This is a genomic window from Pseudomonas sp. Pseusp18, assembly GCF_059506005.1.
On record NZ_CP169240.1, the window covers coordinates 256,286 to 272,825 of the forward strand.

15 protein-coding genes and 1 pseudogene are annotated in these 16,540 nt (G+C 59.5%); 11 read left to right on the forward strand and 5 right to left on the reverse strand.

Annotated elements, in window-relative coordinates:
- From ACEN9A_RS01085 to ACEN9A_RS01100, 4 genes and pseudogenes are all read right to left on the reverse strand, one after another.
- Complete coding sequence (locus ACEN9A_RS01085) at positions 1-333, reverse strand: type II toxin-antitoxin system RelE/ParE family toxin (protein ID WP_096481387.1); 333 nt, start codon at positions 331-333, stop codon at positions 1-3.
- Complete coding sequence (locus ACEN9A_RS01090; protein ID WP_019581817.1) at positions 330-602, reverse strand: type II toxin-antitoxin system Phd/YefM family antitoxin; 273 nt, start codon at positions 600-602, stop codon at positions 330-332. The genes ACEN9A_RS01085 and ACEN9A_RS01090 overlap by 4 nt, the downstream gene beginning before the upstream one ends.
- Positions 603-750: 148 nt before the next feature.
- Positions 751-1,515 (reverse strand): methyl-accepting chemotaxis protein, encoded by a 765-nt coding sequence (locus ACEN9A_RS01095; RefSeq protein WP_370695245.1) that lies wholly within the window; start codon positions 1,513-1,515, stop codon positions 751-753.
- A 93-nt stretch (positions 1,516-1,608) separates the two neighbouring features.
- Positions 1,609-2,643: pseudogene (locus tag ACEN9A_RS01100) on the reverse strand (HAMP domain-containing protein); the annotation flags it as partial.
- A gap of 284 nt (positions 2,644-2,927) precedes the next feature.
- Between ACEN9A_RS01100 and bamE the strand changes: the two are divergent.
- Positions 2,928-3,182: an outer membrane protein assembly factor BamE domain-containing protein gene (gene bamE / locus ACEN9A_RS01105; RefSeq protein ID WP_018929189.1), complete on the forward strand. Its 255-nt coding sequence runs from the start codon at positions 2,928-2,930 to the stop codon at positions 3,180-3,182.
- A gap of 33 nt (positions 3,183-3,215) precedes the next feature.
- A complete protein-coding gene (locus ACEN9A_RS01110) occupies positions 3,216-3,785 on the forward strand; it encodes a lipocalin family protein (protein WP_019650810.1) in 570 nt (189 codons plus the stop codon).
- Between the two features lie 59 nt (positions 3,786-3,844).
- Here the strand turns inward: ACEN9A_RS01110 and ACEN9A_RS01115 are convergent, their stop codons facing one another.
- Positions 3,845-5,209, reverse strand: coding sequence for a formimidoylglutamate deiminase (locus ACEN9A_RS01115; protein ID WP_258672048.1), 1,365 nt, complete (start codon positions 5,207-5,209; stop codon positions 3,845-3,847).
- A 146-nt stretch (positions 5,210-5,355) separates the two neighbouring features.
- On the opposite strand from ACEN9A_RS01115, the gene hutC reads away from it, so the two are divergent.
- From hutC to ACEN9A_RS01160, 9 genes are all read left to right on the forward strand, one after another.
- On the forward strand, positions 5,356-6,066 hold the full coding sequence (gene hutC, locus ACEN9A_RS01120) for a histidine utilization transcriptional repressor HutC (protein ID WP_162135916.1): 711 nt from the start codon (positions 5,356-5,358) through the stop codon (positions 6,064-6,066).
- Between the two features lie 23 nt (positions 6,067-6,089).
- Complete coding sequence (locus ACEN9A_RS01125; protein WP_258672050.1) at positions 6,090-6,659, forward strand: HutD/Ves family protein; 570 nt, start codon at positions 6,090-6,092, stop codon at positions 6,657-6,659.
- A 467-nt stretch (positions 6,660-7,126) separates the two neighbouring features.
- The gene (hutU, locus tag ACEN9A_RS01130; protein WP_258672051.1) at positions 7,127-8,809 is read left to right on the forward strand and encodes a urocanate hydratase; all 1,683 of its coding nucleotides are present in this window, start codon (positions 7,127-7,129) and stop codon (positions 8,807-8,809) included.
- Positions 8,810-8,980: 171 nt separating this feature from the next.
- On the forward strand, positions 8,981-9,949 hold the full coding sequence (locus ACEN9A_RS01135) for an ABC transporter substrate-binding protein (protein WP_018929183.1): 969 nt from the start codon (positions 8,981-8,983) through the stop codon (positions 9,947-9,949).
- 70 nt (positions 9,950-10,019) lie between these two features.
- Complete coding sequence (locus ACEN9A_RS01140; RefSeq protein ID WP_018929182.1) at positions 10,020-10,871, forward strand: ABC transporter permease; 852 nt, start codon at positions 10,020-10,022, stop codon at positions 10,869-10,871.
- Positions 10,868-11,698 (forward strand): quaternary amine ABC transporter ATP-binding protein, encoded by an 831-nt coding sequence (locus ACEN9A_RS01145; RefSeq protein ID WP_007936770.1) that lies wholly within the window; start codon positions 10,868-10,870, stop codon positions 11,696-11,698. Before ACEN9A_RS01140 ends, ACEN9A_RS01145 begins: the two co-directional genes overlap by 4 nt.
- A 144-nt stretch (positions 11,699-11,842) precedes the next feature.
- Positions 11,843-13,366, forward strand: coding sequence for a histidine ammonia-lyase (hutH, locus tag ACEN9A_RS01150; protein ID WP_258672053.1), 1,524 nt, complete (start codon positions 11,843-11,845; stop codon positions 13,364-13,366).
- Between the two features lie 111 nt (positions 13,367-13,477).
- Entirely contained in the window at positions 13,478-15,016 is a 1,539-nt protein-coding gene (hutH, locus tag ACEN9A_RS01155) for a histidine ammonia-lyase (protein ID WP_258672055.1), read from the forward strand.
- Between the two features lie 97 nt (positions 15,017-15,113).
- Positions 15,114-16,523, forward strand: coding sequence for an amino acid permease (locus tag ACEN9A_RS01160; RefSeq protein ID WP_258672058.1), 1,410 nt, complete (start codon positions 15,114-15,116; stop codon positions 16,521-16,523).
- Positions 16,524-16,540 lie beyond the last annotated feature (17 nt).

The window sequence follows — 16,540 nt, forward strand, 5'->3', positions numbered from 1 at the left end:
TCACGGATTCCCTTGCAGCAGTCGTTTCATCAGCAGTGTCGGCAGGTTTTTTCGCGTATCGGCAATGATGTGGACGTAAACCGTTTGCTCCCGCACTTCATAAATGATCCGGTTCATTCCTGAGAGAATTTGTCGATATTGGCTGAGATTGAGCTTCTCGATCTCTTCCGGGACTGGCCCTGCATAGGGCTGACTTCCCAAATGGCGGATGGCTGCCTTTAGATTGGCGTAGGTGTTTTGCCATGTCTGTGCAGAAAACTGTTTGGTGAGATAAGTACGAATTTCTTTGAGGTCTGTTTCGGCGGATTGAAGAATGACGACCTTTAAACTCATTGATGGTCGGCCTTGTCCAAATCCGCGAAGACGTCTTCAGCATCCCGAAACTTGCCCTCTTCAATCTCCCGATTACCCATCGCCAAGAGCTTCAAAAGAGCCATTGTGTCTTCTTGCTCTTCAAAGCTTTTCACATCCATGACCACGAGCTTCGCTTCACCATTTTGGGTGATCACCAAGGGTTCACGGTTCTCTGTGATTGTTTTGACGATTTCCGCAGTGTGGCTTTTCAGGTAACTGATCGGTTTTATTTGAGATGAAAGCTTCATGGAGTGAGCCTCGCCAGATTGAATAGGACTGAGTTTAGTCTTAATTCAGTCCTGCGTCAGGTTCTGCCGACCGGCGTTCTTTTGTAGAGCATGAGCCCAAGGCTTCAGACAATCATTGCGCCTGATACCGCCTTCGCGGGCAAAAGCACTAGATCCGGAAACTCCCCACCAACTGCTTCAACCGCGCCGCCTGCTGTTCAAGATCGGCACAGGCACGCAAAGTCGACTGCAAGTTCTCCACACCTTCCTGGTTCAGCGTGTTGATCTCGGTGATGTCGACGTTGATCGATTCCACCACGGCGGTCTGTTCTTCGGTCGCGGTAGCCACCGACTGGTTCATCCCGTCGATCTCGCCGATGCGCTGCGTCACGCTGCCCAGGCGTTCGCCGGCCTGGTTGGCGATGCCGACGCTGCTTTCGCTCTGGCGCTGGCTGTCGGTCATGGTGCTGACCGCTTCCCGGGCGCCAACTTGCAGCTCCTCGATCATCTTCTGCACTTGCTGCGCCGAATCCTGAGTGCGGTGGGCGAGGTTGCGTACTTCGTCGGCCACCACGGCAAAACCACGGCCGGCTTCACCGGCCCGGGCCGCTTCGATGGCCGCGTTGAGGGCCAGCAGGTTGGTCTGTTGCGAGATGCTGGTGATCACTTCCAGAATCTGTCCGATGTTCACCGTGTTGCTGTTCAGGGTTTCGATGTTGCCGCACGAATCGCTGATTTTTGCCGAAAGCTGGTGCATCGCGGCGATGGTTTTATCCACTACCTGCTGACCCTCTTCGGCCAAGCTGCGCGCGTCGCTCGAATGTTGCGAGGCGAGGGCGGCGTTCTGGGCGATTTCCTGGGCGGCGGCACCGAGCTGGTTGATCGCTGCCGCGACGCTGCTGGTGCGCGAGGCCTGTTGATCGGAGTTGAACATCGACGAGTTCGAGGCCGCCACTACGCGCAGGGCAACTTCGTTGACCTGACCGGTGGCAGAAGATACTTCGCGGATCGAGGTATGGATACGCTCGACGAAACGGTTGAACGAGGTGCCCAGAGCACCGAATTCGTCCTGGCCGTGAATGGTCAGGCGTTTGGTAAGGTCGCCTTCGCCCTCGGCGATGTCATGCATGGCGCGGCCCATGATCAGCAGAGGCTGCATCAGCACGCGGATCAGCATGCTCAGCAGCGCGATGATGATCACCACGGCGATGACCATGGCGATGATCGCCGAGGTGCGGAACTCGCTGAGCATCGAGAACGCGGTTTCCTGATCCAGCACCAGCGCCACGTACCAGTCCGCCGACGGCACACCGTTAACGTGGGTGAAGGAGATGAACTGGGTTTTACCGTCCAGTTCGACTTCTTTCAGGCCCGGGCTGACTTTCGGCGCGCCGTTGGGGTAGGCGTCGGCCAGGTTCTTGAGCACCAGTTTGCTGTCCGGGTGGATCAGGATCTTGCCGTCGGCGCTGACAATGAACGCATGGCCATGACCGCCGAAGTTCAGCGAGTTGATGATCGCGCTGACGCTGGACAGGTCGATATCCGCGCCGGCGACGCCAATCATCTGGCTCTGGTACTTCACCGGCGTGGCCACGGTGATCACCAGTTTGCCCGACGACGCCGCGATGTAGGGTTCAGTGACGATGGTCTGTTGCGCGTTGTTGGCTGCCTTGTACCAGCCACGGGCGCGAGGGTCGTAGTCCGCAGCGCGGTTGCCGGCCGGGATCGAGAACATCACGCCATCGGTGCCGCCGAAGTAGCTCAGCTGGAAGTTGCTGGTATAGGCCGGCAGGTCGATGGCGCGTTTGAGATTGGCCGGGGCGCTGCCGTCCACGGCGATCTGCTGGGACAGCGATTGCAGCAATTGGATGCGGCTTTCCAGCCAGGTCTGGATGTTGCTGGTGGTCAGGCTGCCGAGTTCCTGCATCGAGGACTCGGTACTGCTGCGCAGGGTTTGACGCTGGCGGTAATCGTTGAACAGGATGAAACAGGCGAATGCAACGGCCACCACGAGAGCGGCTGCCAACAAGATCTTGTGGCTGAATTTCATGTTTCTGGTCATTAAATGATCTACCGCGCAGTGGCTGGTCAGCAAAGGGGCGTCAATTTGCCACAGTCGAGGGCTTGGCGCTGCTTTTATGTCGACTGGCCAGCGCCAAAGATTAGGCGGGTATTGACGAAAACCGACGAAATACCCAATGACCTGAGAAAGGGGCTGATTTATCGGTAAAAGGCTGACGAGTGGCCTAATAAATAGGCGGACGGTCGGGGAACCAGATTAGGGTTTTCTCTTCTAAGCTTCTGGTTGGCAACATGCCACCTCTCTTCCGCTCCAGGAGTTACACCATGTCGCTGCGTTCTATCGCCTTGCTCTCGTTCTGCGTGCTGTTGGCCGCGTGCAGCAAGATCAATCAGGAAAATTATTCGAAGCTGTCGACCGGCATGCCCAAGGCCCAGGTTGAAACCTTGCTGGGCAAACCGACCGACTGCTCGGGCGCACTCGGCATGTCCAGTTGCACCTGGGGCGACAAAAACAGCTTTATCAGCGTGCAGTATGCCGGTGACAAAGTGCTGATGTTTTCGGGCCAAGGCCTGAAGTAAACCGGGGCTTTTCGCCCACGGGAGAAAAAAATAATGAAGCGGTTCCTGATCGTTCTTTTTGCCGGCCTGGTATTGGCCGGCTGCGCCTCTTCTGGCGTAGATCCGTTGGCGCCCAAGACCGTCAATAGTGTCAACCTCAAGCGTTACCAGGGAACCTGGTACGAATTGGCGCGTCTGCCGGTGTATTTCCAGCGTAACTGTGCGCAATCCGAAGCCCATTACAGCCTCAAGCCTGACGGTGAGATGGCGGTGCTGAACCGCTGCCTGACCTCGCAATGGCAATGGGAAGAGGCCAAGGGCAGGGCTTATCCACAGGTACCCGGCAAGGCCGACAAGCTGTGGGTCGAGTTCGATACCTGGTTCTCGCGATTGATACCCGGTGTGTCGAAGGGAGAGTACTGGGTGTTGTACGTCAGCGATGACTACAAGACCGCGATTGTCGGCGACCCGAGTCGCCATCATCTCTGGCTGCTGTCACGGACCCCGACGGTCAATGGCGTAGTGCGTGAAGAGCTGCTGAGCAGGGCGCGTCAGCAGGGCTATGACACGACACGGCTGATCTGGCGTACGTCGGATAGCAAGATGGCCAAGACCTCGAACTAACGGTCACCGAAGAGCAAAAACTGTGGGAGCGAGCAGGCTCGCTCCCACAGTTTTTTGCGTCAGCCCAAGAGATCGCGCAGGACTTGGGTGAATGCCCGGTTACTCTCTTCCTCGTCGGCATGCCGCCCATCGCGCACGACCCACTGGCCATTGACCAGCACATCACGGACCTGGCGATCGCCACCGGCAAACAGCCAGCGATTGAGAATTCCGTCGCCACTGGCCGTCGCCAGGTATGGATCGTTGCCGTCCAGCACCAACCAATCCGCGCGCTTGCCGACTTCCAGGGCGCCGATCGGCTGCCCCAACGCCTGGGCGCCGCCATCCAGCGCGGCGTCGTACAGCGTGCGGCCGACCATCGGCTGATTCGCGCCATACAACCGATTACGCCGCTGATCGCGCAGACGCTGGCCGTATTCCAGCCAGCGCAATTCTTCAACCACGCTCAACGACACATGGCTGTCGGAACCGATACCCATGCGCCCGCCCTGCGCCAGGAAGTCCACCGCTGGGAAAATCCCGTCGCCGAGGTTGGCTTCAGTGGTCAGGCACAGGCCGGCGATGGCGCGGCTCTTGGCCATGAGCGTGACTTCTTCCGGGTTGGCGTGGGTGGCGTGGACCAGGCACCAGCGTTGATCGACCTCGGTGTTTTCGTACAGCCATTGCAGCGGACGGCGACCGCTCCAGCCAAGACAGTCGTCGACTTCCTTCTGCTGCTCGGCGATGTGAATGTGCACCGGGCATTTCTTGTCGCTGGCTGCCAGCACTTCGCTGATCTGCTGCGGTGTGACCGCACGTAACGAGTGGAAACACAGGCCGAGCGACTGCGCCGGTTGCTGCGCCAGAATCGGCTGCAAACGCGACTGAAGCTTCAGGTAGTTTTCGGTGCTGTTGATAAAGCGGCGCTGGCCTTCGTTCGGGGTCTGTCCGCCAAAACCGGAATGGCTGTAGAGCACCGGCAGCAAGGTCAAACCGATACCGGCGGAGCTGGCCGCCTGGCTGATGCGCAGTGCCAGTTCGGCCGGGTCCGCATACGGCTGGCCATTATTGTCGTGATGGACGTAATGAAATTCAGCGACCGATGTGTAACCAGCCTTGAGCATTTCGATGTACAGCTGACGGGCGATAACACCGAGTTGGTCCGGGCTGATTTTTCCGACGAGCCGATACATCAGATCGCGCCAGGTCCAGAAACTGTCATTCGGATTACCCGCCACTTCCGCAAGTCCTGCCATGGCTCGCTGGAAGGCGTGGGAGTGTAAATTCGGCATTCCCGGCAGCAGTGGACCGCTCAACCGTTCGGCGCCATCTGCGTGGGAATCGGCCTGGATATGGGTCAGCACGCCATCGGCGTTGACTTCAAGACGTACATTGTTGGCCCATCCACTAGGCAGCAGCGCGCGTTCGGCAAAGAAGGCGGACATGGTTCAGCACCCCATCGTGTGTTATTTGTATATACATATACAGACGTTTGCCTGCTCGGTAAACTCCGGCAAGCTAGCAACCTCTACCAAATGAACAAGGATTAACCGTGCCGACTCCGCCTGCAGTCTCCCCGTTGGCCGCGAACATGGGCGACAGTCCGGCGCCCTTGTACGCCCGCGTAAAACAGATGATCACCCAGCAAATCGACAGTGGAAACTGGCCGCCGCACTATCGCGTTCCGTCGGAAAGCGAGCTGGTCAGCCAGCTGGGTTTCAGCCGCATGACCATCAACCGCGCCCTGCGCGAGATGACTGCCGACGGCCTGTTGGTGCGTATGCAAGGCGTCGGAACGTTCGTCGCCGAGCCGAAAAGTCAGTCTGCGCTGTTTGAAGTGCACAACATCGCCGACGAGATCGCCTCCCGTGGCCATCGTCACACGTGCAAGGTGATCACCCTCGAAGAAGAGGCCGCCGGTTCCGAGCGGGCCCTGGCCCTGGACATGCGCGAAGGCCAGAAAGTGTTCCACTCGCTGATCGTGCATTTCGAAAACGATATCCCGGTGCAAATCGAAGACCGTTTCGTCAACGCGCTGGTGGCGCCGGACTACCTCAAGCAAGACTTCACCCTGCAAACGCCTTACGCCTATCTGAATCAGGTCGCGCCGTTGACCGAGGGCGAGCATGTGGTCGAAGCGATACTCGCCGAGCCGTCCGAATGCAAGCTGCTACAGATTGAAAAGGGCGAACCGTGCCTGCTGATTCGTCGCCGCACCTGGTCCGGCCGTCAGCCAGTGACTGCCGCCCGCTTGATCCACCCCGGTTCCCGTCATCGTCTGGAAGGGCGGTTCCATAAATAAGAGCCATAAGTAGAGAGACATAAATGGGGCAGTTGAAGGTCTTACGCGCAACCGATTACCCGCGCATGCCGTGGAAGAACGGCGGCGGCAGCACTGAAGAAATCACCCGTGATACGGGGGTAGGCCTTGATGGTTTTGGCTGGCGCCTGTCGATTGCCGACATCGGCGAGTCGGGCGGTTTTTCCACCTTTGCCGGTTATGAGCGGGTGATCACCGTACTGCAAGGCGAGGGCATGACCTTGCGCGTCGATGGTCAGGACACGCGGGCGTTGTTACCGCTGGACCCGTTTGCCTTCAGTGGTGAGAGTCATGTGTCCTGCGCATTGCTCGGCGGACCGATTCGCGACTTCAACCTGATTTATGCGCCGGATCGTTACAGTGCGCGGTTGCAGTGGATGGAAGGCAAGCAGCGGTTTTTTAGTGAAGCCGGGACTCTGCTGGTGTTCAGTGTCAGTGAAGCGCTTGAAGTGAAGGTCGGTAACAAAGCATCGCAACTCAGTCGCCATGATTGCCTGCAGCTGGACGGTAACGTCGGTCTGCAGGACGTCGCCATCAATGGTTCGTGCTGTGTCATTGAGCTGACTGCACGCTGATTCAACGTCCCCAAAAGATCGCAGCCTTCGGCAGCTCCTACAGGTTCGATGTCCATCCACGATATTTGTGGTGAGCACGATCAATGTAGGAGCTGCCGAAGGCTGCGATCTTTTGCTTTTCAACGTTCCCCATCGCGCACCAATTTGTTACCGAACGCCCCAGTGTGGCGCAAAACCATGCTCAAGTAACAATCGGCACGTCCCCGAATAAATCCCCGCGAAAAATTTCATTTACGCCAGAACCCTTGATCCAGGCGCTTTGCAGCCCTTCCAGAAATTTTCTTGGATGCTCATTCAACAAGTTGGCCGCTTGATTGCATATGCTTGTATGTACAAGTAAAGACGTATGTGTATGAGTCACGAAGACTCAACCATCGTCCACTGATTCGCTGATGTGCACTGATGCCCATCGGCTTGCTCGCCCACTGCCTGGGCTGGTTTGGATTGATTGCTGAGGAGTCTTTTTCGTGACTGACATTAAACCTACCAAGTTTCGTGATGTTGAAATCCGCGCTGCCCGTGGTAACAAGCTGACCGCCAAGAGCTGGCTGACTGAAGCGCCGCTGCGCATGCTGATGAACAACCTCGACCCGGAAGTCGCCGAGAACCCTAAAGAACTGGTGGTTTACGGTGGTATCGGTCGTGCGGCACGTAACTGGGAATGCTACGACAAGATCGTCGAAAGCCTGACCAACCTGAACGACGACGAGACCCTGCTGGTGCAATCCGGCAAGCCGGTCGGCGTGTTCAAGACCCACAGCAACGCCCCACGCGTTCTGATCGCCAACTCCAACCTGGTACCGCACTGGGCGAGCTGGGAACATTTCAACGAGCTCGACGCCAAAGGCCTGGCCATGTACGGCCAGATGACTGCCGGTAGCTGGATCTACATCGGCAGCCAGGGCATCGTTCAGGGCACCTACGAAACTTTCGTTGAAGCCGGTCGCCAGCACTACAACGATGACCTGAAAGGTCGTTGGGTCCTGACCGCAGGCCTCGGTGGCATGGGTGGCGCTCAACCACTGGCTGCCACCCTGGCCGGCGCGTGCTCGCTGAACATCGAATGCCAACAAGTGAGCATCGATTTCCGTCTGAAAAGCCGTTACGTCGACGAGCAAGCCAAAGACCTCGACGACGCCCTGGCCCGTATCGCCAAATACACTGCCGAAGGTAAGGCGATCTCCATCGCCCTGCTGGGCAACGCTGCGGAAATCCTCCCTGAACTGGTCCGTCGTGGCGTGCGCCCGGACATGGTCACCGACCAGACCAGCGCCCACGACCCGCTCAACGGCTACCTGCCGGCCGGCTGGACCTGGGACGAATACCGCGCCCGCGCCAAGACCGAACCTGCTGCCGTGATCAAGGCCGCCAAGCAATCGATGGCCGTTCACGTCAAAGCGATGCTCGATTTCCAGAAGCAAGGCATCCCGACCTTCGACTACGGCAACAACATCCGTCAGATGGCGCAAGAAGAAGGCGTGGAGAACGCATTCGACTTCCCAGGCTTCGTACCGGCCTACATCCGTCCGCTGTTCTGCCGTGGCATCGGCCCGTTCCGTTGGGCTGCGCTGTCGGGCGATCCGCAGGACATCTACAAGACCGACGCTAAAGTCAAAGAACTGATCCCGGACGACGCCCACCTGCACAACTGGCTGGACATGGCTCGCGAGCGCATCAGCTTCCAGGGTCTGCCGGCACGTATCTGCTGGGTTGGCCTGGGCCTGCGCGCCAAGCTCGGTCTGGCGTTCAACGAAATGGTCCGTAGCGGTGAATTGTCCGCGCCAATCGTGATCGGTCGCGACCACCTGGACTCCGGTTCCGTATCCAGCCCGAACCGCGAAACCGAATCGATGCAGGACGGTTCCGACGCCGTGTCCGACTGGCCACTGCTCAACGCTCTGCTGAACACCGCGAGCGGCGCGACCTGGGTTTCCCTGCACCACGGCGGCGGCGTCGGCATGGGCTTCTCCCAGCACTCCGGCATGGTGATTGTCTGCGACGGTACTGACGAAGCGGCCGAGCGTATCGCTCGCGTGCTGCACAACGACCCGGCCACCGGTGTCATGCGTCACGCCGATGCCGGTTACCAGATCGCGATCGACTGCGCCAAGGAGCAGGGGCTGAACCTGCCGATGATCACCGGCAAATAAGAGAAAAGACCGCTGCAGGAGCTGCCGTGGCAGCTCCTGCAGAGATCACGACGTTGCAGACCTAACAACAAGCGGGGCGGGTAGCGCGGTTGCGCAGGCCTGATTGGACGTGGACAGGGCTGGATGCCTCTTGACTGCCGTAAGCCAACTCATGATTAGGAGCGTCACACAATGAAATCGAACAAGACCCTGCTGACCACTTTGCTTTCCATGGGCCTGCTGGCCAGTGCCGGTGCCACCCAGGCGGCTGGCTGGTGCGAATCGGGTAAACCGGTGAAATTCGCTGGCCTGAACTGGGAAAGCGCCATGCTGCTGACCGACGTGCTGCAAGTCGTGTTGGAGAAAGGCTACGACTGCAAGACTGACAGCCTGCCGGGCAACTCCATCACCATGGAAAACGCCCTGAGCAGCAACGATATCCAAGTGTTCGCCGAAGAGTGGGTCGGCCGTAGCGAAGTCTGGAACAAGGCCGAGAAGGCCGGCAAGGTCGTCGGTGTCGGCGCTCCGGTGGTGGGTGCCGTCGAAGGCTGGTACGTGCCGCGCTACGTGATCGAAGGCGACGCCAAGCGCAAACTGGAAGCCAAGGCGCCGGACCTGAAAAACATTGCCGATCTGGCTAAATATTCCGCGGTATTCAAGGACGCCGAAGAGCCATCCAAAGGCCGTTTCTACAACTGCCCGGCCGGCTGGACCTGCGAGCTGGATAACAGCGAAATGCTGAAAAGCTACGGCCTGGAAAACAGCTACACCAACTTCCGTCCGGGCACCGGCCCGGCGCTGGATGCGGCGGTGCTGTCGAGCTACAAGCGTGGCGAGCCGATCCTGTTCTACTACTGGTCGCCAACCCCGCTGATGGGCCAGATCGACGTGGTCAAACTGGAAGAAAAACCGGGTGTCGACAAGCGCGTGACCATCAAGGTCGGCCTCTCCAAGACTTTCCACGAGCAGGCCCCGGAACTGGTGACCGTGCTGGAAAAGGTCAACCTGCCGATCGACCTGTTGAATCAGAACCTGGGGCGTATGGCCAAAGAGCGGATCGAGTCGCCAAAACTGGCCAAGATCTTCTTGAAGGAACATCCTGAAGTCTGGCACGCGTGGGTGAGCGAAGACGCAGCCAAGAAAATCGACGCGGCCTTGTAGGTTGAGCCTCTCCGACTGTCGGCAACGGCAGTCGGATGCTTGATCGCAACCCCTTGATTGAGAGTCTCTTATGTTTCCCGAAAGCTTTACCTTTTCCATCGCCGACTGGGTCAACGGTTGGGTCGATACGCTGGTCACCAACTACGGCGACGTGTTCCGCAGCATCTCCGACACCCTGCTGTGGGCCATCGTCAATCTTGAAGGGCTGCTGCGTGCGGCGCCCTGGTGGCTGATGCTGGCGATCGTGGCGGGCGTGGCCTGGCACGCGACCCGCAAAGTCGTGACCACGGCGGTCATCGTCGGCCTGCTGTTCCTGGTGGGCGCGGTCGGTCTCTGGGACAAGCTGATGCAGACCCTGGCGCTGATGATGGTGGCGACGGTCATCTCGGTGCTGATCGGCATTCCGCTGGGCATTCTTTCTGCGCGCAGCAATCGCCTGCGTTCGGTGTTGATGCCGTTGCTGGACATCATGCAAACCATGCCGAGCTTCGTGTACCTGATCCCGGTGCTGATGCTGTTTGGCCTGGGCAAGGTCCCGGCGATTTTCGCTACCGTTATTTACGCTGCGCCGCCGCTGATCCGCCTGACCGATCTGGGTATTCGCCAGGTTGACGGTGAAGTGATGGAAGCCATCAACGCCTTCGGTGCCAACCGCTGGCAGCAACTGTTCGGCGTGCAACTGCCGCTGGCCCTGCCGAGCATCATGGCCGGGATCAACCAGACCACCATGATGGCCCTGTCGATGGTGGTGATCGCCTCGATGATCGGTGCCCGTGGCTTGGGTGAAGACGTATTGGTGGGGATTCAGACCCTCAACGTCGGACGTGGTCTTGAGGCCGGTCTGGCGATCGTGATTCTGGCAGTGGTGATCGACCGCATTACACAGGCGTACGGTCGTGCACGGCATGAGGTGAGCAAATGAGCAACGCAGCCATCAGCAAGATTGAAGTCAAAAACGTCTTCAAGATTTTCGGCAACCGCTCCAAGGATGCGCTGGGCATGATTAGCCAGGGCAAAACCAAAGACCAGGTACTGGCCGAAACCGGTTGCGTGGTCGGCGTGAATGACCTGTCGCTGAGCATCGGCACCGGCGAGATCTTCGTGATCATGGGCCTGTCGGGATCCGGCAAGTCGACCCTGGTGCGTCACTTCAACCGCCTGATCGACCCTACCAGTGGCGCGATCCTGGTGGACGGTGTGGACATCCTGCAATACGACATGGAAGCCCTGCGCGAATTTCGCCGGCACAAGATCAGCATGGTGTTCCAGAGCTTCGGCCTGCTGCCGCACAAAAGCGTGCTGGATAACGTCGCCTACGGCCTGAAAGTGCGTGGCGAGAGCAAGCAGGTGTGCTCCGAGCGCGCGCTGCACTGGATCAACACCGTGGGCCTGAAGGGCTACGAAAACAAATACCCGCATCAGCTTTCCGGCGGTATGCGCCAGCGTGTGGGCCTGGCTCGCGCCCTGGCGGCGGACACCGACATCATCCTGATGGACGAAGCCTTCAGCGCCCTCGACCCGCTGATCCGCGCCGAAATGCAGGACCAGTTGCTGGAACTGCAAAAGACCCTGCACAAGACCATCGTCTTCATCACCCACGACCTCGATGAGGCCGTGCGCATCGGCAACCGCATCGCGATTCTCAAGGATGGCCGGCTGATTCAGGTCGGCACGCCACGAGAGATCCTGCATTCGCCGGCGGATGAGTATGTGGATCGGTTCGTACAGCGGCGGGCTGCGGTGGTTTGAGGTTGATCGTTTTTGTGGCGAGGGAGCTTGCTCCCGCTGGGCTGCGAAGCGGCCCTGAAAATCTGCGACCGCTGCGCGGTCGAACGGGAGCAAGCTCCCTCGCCACAGGTGTCATACGTCCATGAATTTTGTATGAGGCTCTAGATGTCCCAGGCTGAAAAAATCGTTATCGCCGATGCCCCGTTGCGTTGGCAGGATGTGGTCGCGGTCGCCCGCCACGGTGCGCAGCTTGAGCTGTCGGCCCAAACCTGGGCGCGGATCGAGAATGCCCAGGCGATCGTCCAGCGCATCGTCGCCAGCGGCGAGCGCGCCTATGGCGTCAACACCGGCCTGGGTGCCTTGTGCAACGTCTCGCTCAAGGACGAACAACTCAGCCAGCTGTCGCGCAACACCTTGCTCAGCCATGCCTGCGGCGTCGGTGCTCCGCTGTCCGACGAGCAGACTCGCGCGATTCTCTGCGCCGCGATCCACAACTACAGCCATGGCAAATCCGGCATTCACCGCCGGGTGGTCGAAGCGTTGCTGGCGTTGCTCAATCGCGGCATCACTCCGCAAGTGCCGTCCCAGGGGTCGGTCGGTTATCTGACCCACATGGCCCACATCGGCATCGCGCTGCTGGGCGTCGGCAATGTCAGCTATCGCGGGCAGATCGTTTCTGCACAACAAGCCTTGGCCGAAGAAGGGCTGCAACCGGTTCAACTGGGTGCCAAAGATGGTTTGTGCCTGGTCAACGGTACACCGTGCATGACCGGCCTCAGCTGCCTGGCCCTGGCCGATGCAACGAACCTGGTGCAGTGGGCCGATGTGATCGGCGCCATGAGCTTCGAAGCCCAGCGTGGTCAGATTGCCGCGTTCGATGCCGAGATCATTGCGCTCAAACCGCATCCGGGCATGCAGCAGGTGGGTATCAATCTGCGGGCGTTGCTCGACGGCAGTGAAGTGATCGCCAGCAGCAAAGGCATTCGCACTCAGGATGCATTGAGCATCCGCTCGATTCCGCAAGTGCATGGCGCCGCGCGCGATCAGCTTGAACACGCCAGAAAACAGATCGAAACCGAGCTCAACTCCGCGACCGACAACCCGTTGCTGCTGGGTACGCCGGACAACTTCCGTGTCATGTCCCAGGCCAATCCGCACGGCCAATCGGTTGCTTTGGCGGCTGACTTGCTCGCTATTGCCATGGCCGAAATCGGCTCCATTGCCGAGCGTCGCCTGGACCGCTTGGTCAACCCGCACGTCAGCGGCTTGCCAGCCTTTCTGGTGGCCAACCCGGGCGTGAACTCCGGGATGATGATCGTGCAATACGTCGCCGCGTCGCTGTGTGCGGAAAACCGCCAGTTGGCGCAACCGGCGGTGCTCGATAACTACGTCACTTCGGGCTTGCAGGAAGACCACCTGAGCATGGGCACCAACGCCGCGCTGAAGCTGCATCGCGCGTTGGAAAACTGCACACAGATCCTCGCCATCGAGTATCTGTTGGCGGCTCAGGCTTTTGAGTTCCTGAAAGAGCAACGCTTCGGCGCCGGCACCGATGCCGCATGGCGCCTGCTGCGCGAACGTATTCCGGCCTACGACCAGGACCGCTGGCTGGCGCCGGACATCGCCAGCGCCGCTGCTGTTTTGAAAGACCCGATTTTGCTGCACAAGGCTGTACCGAACCTCAACTGATTTCCACAACACCAGCGTGCCAAGGCGCGGCCCCTCCAAAAGGCGGGAAGCGACGGACAACGGATATCTCCGGAGCGTCTGGTTAGTTAATAAAAAACTCTCAAAAGGAGAATGAATGTGACTGCGCTTAATTTGATTCCCGGCCAACTGAGCCTTGCCCAACTGCGTGATGTTTATCAGCACCCGGTCAAAATCACCCTCGACGAAAGCGCTTCGGCGCAAATCGAAGCCAGCGTTGCCTGCGTGGAACAAATCCTCGCCGAGAACCGCACCGCGTATGGCATCAACACCGGTTTCGGCCTGCTGGCCTCGACCCGCATCGCCAGCGAAGACCTGGAAAACCTCCAGCGCTCGCTGGTGCTGTCCCACGCCGCCGGTGTCGGCGAGCCGATCAGCGACGCCCTGGTGCGACTGGTCATGGTGCTCAAGGTCAACAGCCTGAGCCGTGGTTTCTCCGGCATTCGTCGTCAGGTGATCGATGCACTGATCGCGCTGATCAATGCTGAGGTTTACCCGCACATTCCTTTGAAAGGTTCGGTTGGTGCATCCGGCGATTTGGCGCCGCTGGCGCACATGTCGCTGGTACTGCTGGGTGAAGGCAAGGCGCGCTACAAAGGCGAATGGCTGCCCGCCACCGAAGCGCTGAAAGTCGCCGGTCTGACACCGCTGACCCTGGCAGCGAAAGAAGGCCTGGCGCTGCTCAACGGCACTCAGGTGTCCACCGCCTACGCCCTGCGTGGCCTGTTCGAAGGCGAAGATCTGTTCGCCGGCGCCCTGGCCCTTGGCGGCCTGACGGTCGAAGCGGTACTGGGTTCGCGCTCGCCATTCGACGCGCGTATTCATGCCGCTCGCGGCCAGAAAGGCCAGATCGACGCCGCTGCCGCTTACCGCGATCTGCTGGGTGAGCGCAGTGAAGTGTCCGACTCGCACCAGAACTGCGAAAAGGTCCAGGATCCGTACTCCCTGCGCTGCCAGCCGCAAGTCATGGGCGCCTGCCTGACCCAGTTCCGTCAGGCCGCCGAAGTGCTTGCCATCGAAGCCAACGCCGTATCGGACAACCCATTGGTGTTCGCCGCTGAAGGCGACGTGATCTCCGGCGGTAACTTCCACGCCGAGCCGGTGGCCATGGCTGCCGACAACATGGCGCTGGCCATTGCCGAAATCGGCTCCCTGAGCGAACGCCGCATCTCGCTGATGATGGACAAGCACATGTCGCAACTGCCGCCGTTCCTGGTGGCCAATGGCGGCGTGAACTCCGGTTTCATGATCGCCCAGGTGACTGCGGCGGCATTGGCCAGCGAGAACAAGGCGTTGTCCCATCCGCATTCCGTGGACAGTCTGCCGACGTCGGCGAACCAGGAAGACCACGTGTCCATGGCGCCGGCTGCCGGCAAGCGTCTGTGGGAAATGGCCGAGAACACTCGCGGGATTCTTGCGGTGGAATGGTTGGCGGCGGCCCAGGGTCTGGATCTGCGCGACGGTCTGAAAACCTCGCCAAAACTGGAAAAAGCCCGCGCGATCCTGCGTGCCGAAGTGCCGTTCTATGAGAAGGATCGCTTCTTCGCTCCGGACATCAATGCGGCCAGTGAGTTGTTGGCCACGCGTTGCCTGAATGACCTGGTGACGGCGAAGTTGCTGCCTAGCCTGTAATGGCCTTCGCGAGCAGGCCCGCGCCCACATTGGACTGTGGGAGCGAGCCTGCTCGCGATTCAATTTAGCGTCGAATAAGAATAATTAAGGACGAGAGATGCAACAGCCAGCAAAAGGTTTGAAACGCGGGCTCTCTGCCCGACATATTCGCTTCATGGCACTGGGGTCGGCGATCGGCACCGGGCTGTTTTACGGTTCTGCCTCGGCCATTCAAATGGCTGGCCCCGCGGTCCTGCTCGCTTACCTGATCGGTGGCGCGGCGGTGTTCATGGTCATGCGCGCCCTTGGCGAGATGGCGGTGCATAACCCGGTGGCCGGTTCTTTCGGCCAGTACGCCAGCACCTACCTGGGGCCAATGGCGGGCTTTATCCTCGGTTGGACCTACGCATTTGAAATGGTCATCGTCGGTATGGCCGACGTGACCGCATTCGGCATTTACATGGGTTTCTGGTTTCCGGAAGTCTCCCGCTGGATCTGGGTGCTGGGCATCGTTTCGGTGGTCGGCGGCTTGAACCTGTGCAACGTCAAAGTCTTCGGCGAAATGGAGTTCTGGTTGTCGCTGCTCAAGGTCGCGGCCATCGTCGCGATGATCCTCGGTGGTTTCGGCATCATGCTGTTCGGCATCAGCAATGCGCCCGGTGCCCAGGCGACCGATATCAGCAACCTCTGGACCCAGGGCGGCTTCATGCCCAATGGCCTGGGCGGCTTGATCGCCTCGTTTGCAGTGGTGATGTTTGCCTTTGGCGGTATTGAAATCATCGGCGTTACCGCCGGTGAAGCCAAAGACCCGCAGCATGTGCTGCCTCGCGCGATCAATGCCGTACCGTTGCGAATCCTGCTGTTCTACGTGCTGACGATGCTGGTGCTGATGTCGATCTTCCCGTGGCAGCAGATCGGCAGCCAAGGCAGCCCGTTCGTGCAGATTTTCGACAACCTGGGGATTAGCTCGGCGGCGACCATCCTCAACATCGTGGTGATCTCGGCGGCGGTGTCGGCCATCAACAGTGACATCTTCGGCGCGGGCCGCATGATGTATGGCCTGGCTCAGCAAGGGCACGCACCGAAAGGCTTCGCCCGCTTGTCGCGCAATGGCGTGCCGTGGTTGACGGTGATAGTGATGAGCTGCGCGCTGCTGCTGGGTGTGTTGCTGAACTACCTGATCCCGGAAAACGTCTTTCTGCTGATCGCCTCCATCGCGACCTTTGCCACGGTGTGGGTCTGGCTGATGATTCTGTTCACCCAAGTGGCCATGCGTCGCTCCATGAGTGCCGAGCAGGTCGCGCAATTGAAATTCCCGGTGCCATTCTGGCCCTATGCGCCGATGGCGGCGATTGCCTTCATGCTGTTCATCTTCGGCGTGCTGGGTTATTTCCCGGACACCCAGGCGGCGTTGATCGTCGGCGTGGTCTGGATTGTGTTGCTGGTGCTGGCCTACTTGACGTGGGTCAAGCCGGCGGCAGGCAAGGCGGTACCGGTGGAACAGGAACCCATTTTTTCTCATCGATAACCTAACGGAGGCCAAGG

Bases quoted from the DNA above. Each gene is read 5' to 3' on its own strand.
- hutH (WP_258672055.1), top strand. From the start codon at position 13,478: ATGAATGTGACTGCGCTTAATTTGATTCCCGGCCAACTGAGCCTTGCC.
- ACEN9A_RS01145 (WP_007936770.1), top strand. From the start codon at position 10,868: ATGAGCAACGCAGCCATCAGCAAGATTGAAGTCAAAAACGTCTTCAAG.
- hutC (WP_162135916.1), top strand. From the start codon at position 5,356: ATGGGCGACAGTCCGGCGCCCTTGTACGCCCGCGTAAAACAGATGATC.
- ACEN9A_RS01140 (WP_018929182.1), top strand. From the start codon at position 10,020: ATGTTTCCCGAAAGCTTTACCTTTTCCATCGCCGACTGGGTCAACGGT.
- ACEN9A_RS01095 (WP_370695245.1), bottom strand. From the start codon at position 1,515: ATGTTCAACTCCGATCAACAGGCCTCGCGCACCAGCAGCGTCGCGGCA.
- ACEN9A_RS01085 (WP_096481387.1), bottom strand. From the start codon at position 333: ATGAGTTTAAAGGTCGTCATTCTTCAATCCGCCGAAACAGACCTCAAA.
- ACEN9A_RS01160 (WP_258672058.1), top strand. From the start codon at position 15,114: ATGCAACAGCCAGCAAAAGGTTTGAAACGCGGGCTCTCTGCCCGACAT.
- bamE (WP_018929189.1), top strand. From the start codon at position 2,928: ATGTCGCTGCGTTCTATCGCCTTGCTCTCGTTCTGCGTGCTGTTGGCC.
- ACEN9A_RS01090 (WP_019581817.1), bottom strand. From the start codon at position 602: ATGAAGCTTTCATCTCAAATAAAACCGATCAGTTACCTGAAAAGCCAC.
- ACEN9A_RS01110 (WP_019650810.1), top strand. From the start codon at position 3,216: ATGAAGCGGTTCCTGATCGTTCTTTTTGCCGGCCTGGTATTGGCCGGC.
- ACEN9A_RS01115 (WP_258672048.1), bottom strand. From the start codon at position 5,209: ATGTCCGCCTTCTTTGCCGAACGCGCGCTGCTGCCTAGTGGATGGGCC.
- hutH (WP_258672053.1), top strand. From the start codon at position 11,843: ATGTCCCAGGCTGAAAAAATCGTTATCGCCGATGCCCCGTTGCGTTGG.
- ACEN9A_RS01135 (WP_018929183.1), top strand. From the start codon at position 8,981: ATGAAATCGAACAAGACCCTGCTGACCACTTTGCTTTCCATGGGCCTG.
- ACEN9A_RS01125 (WP_258672050.1), top strand. From the start codon at position 6,090: ATGGGGCAGTTGAAGGTCTTACGCGCAACCGATTACCCGCGCATGCCG.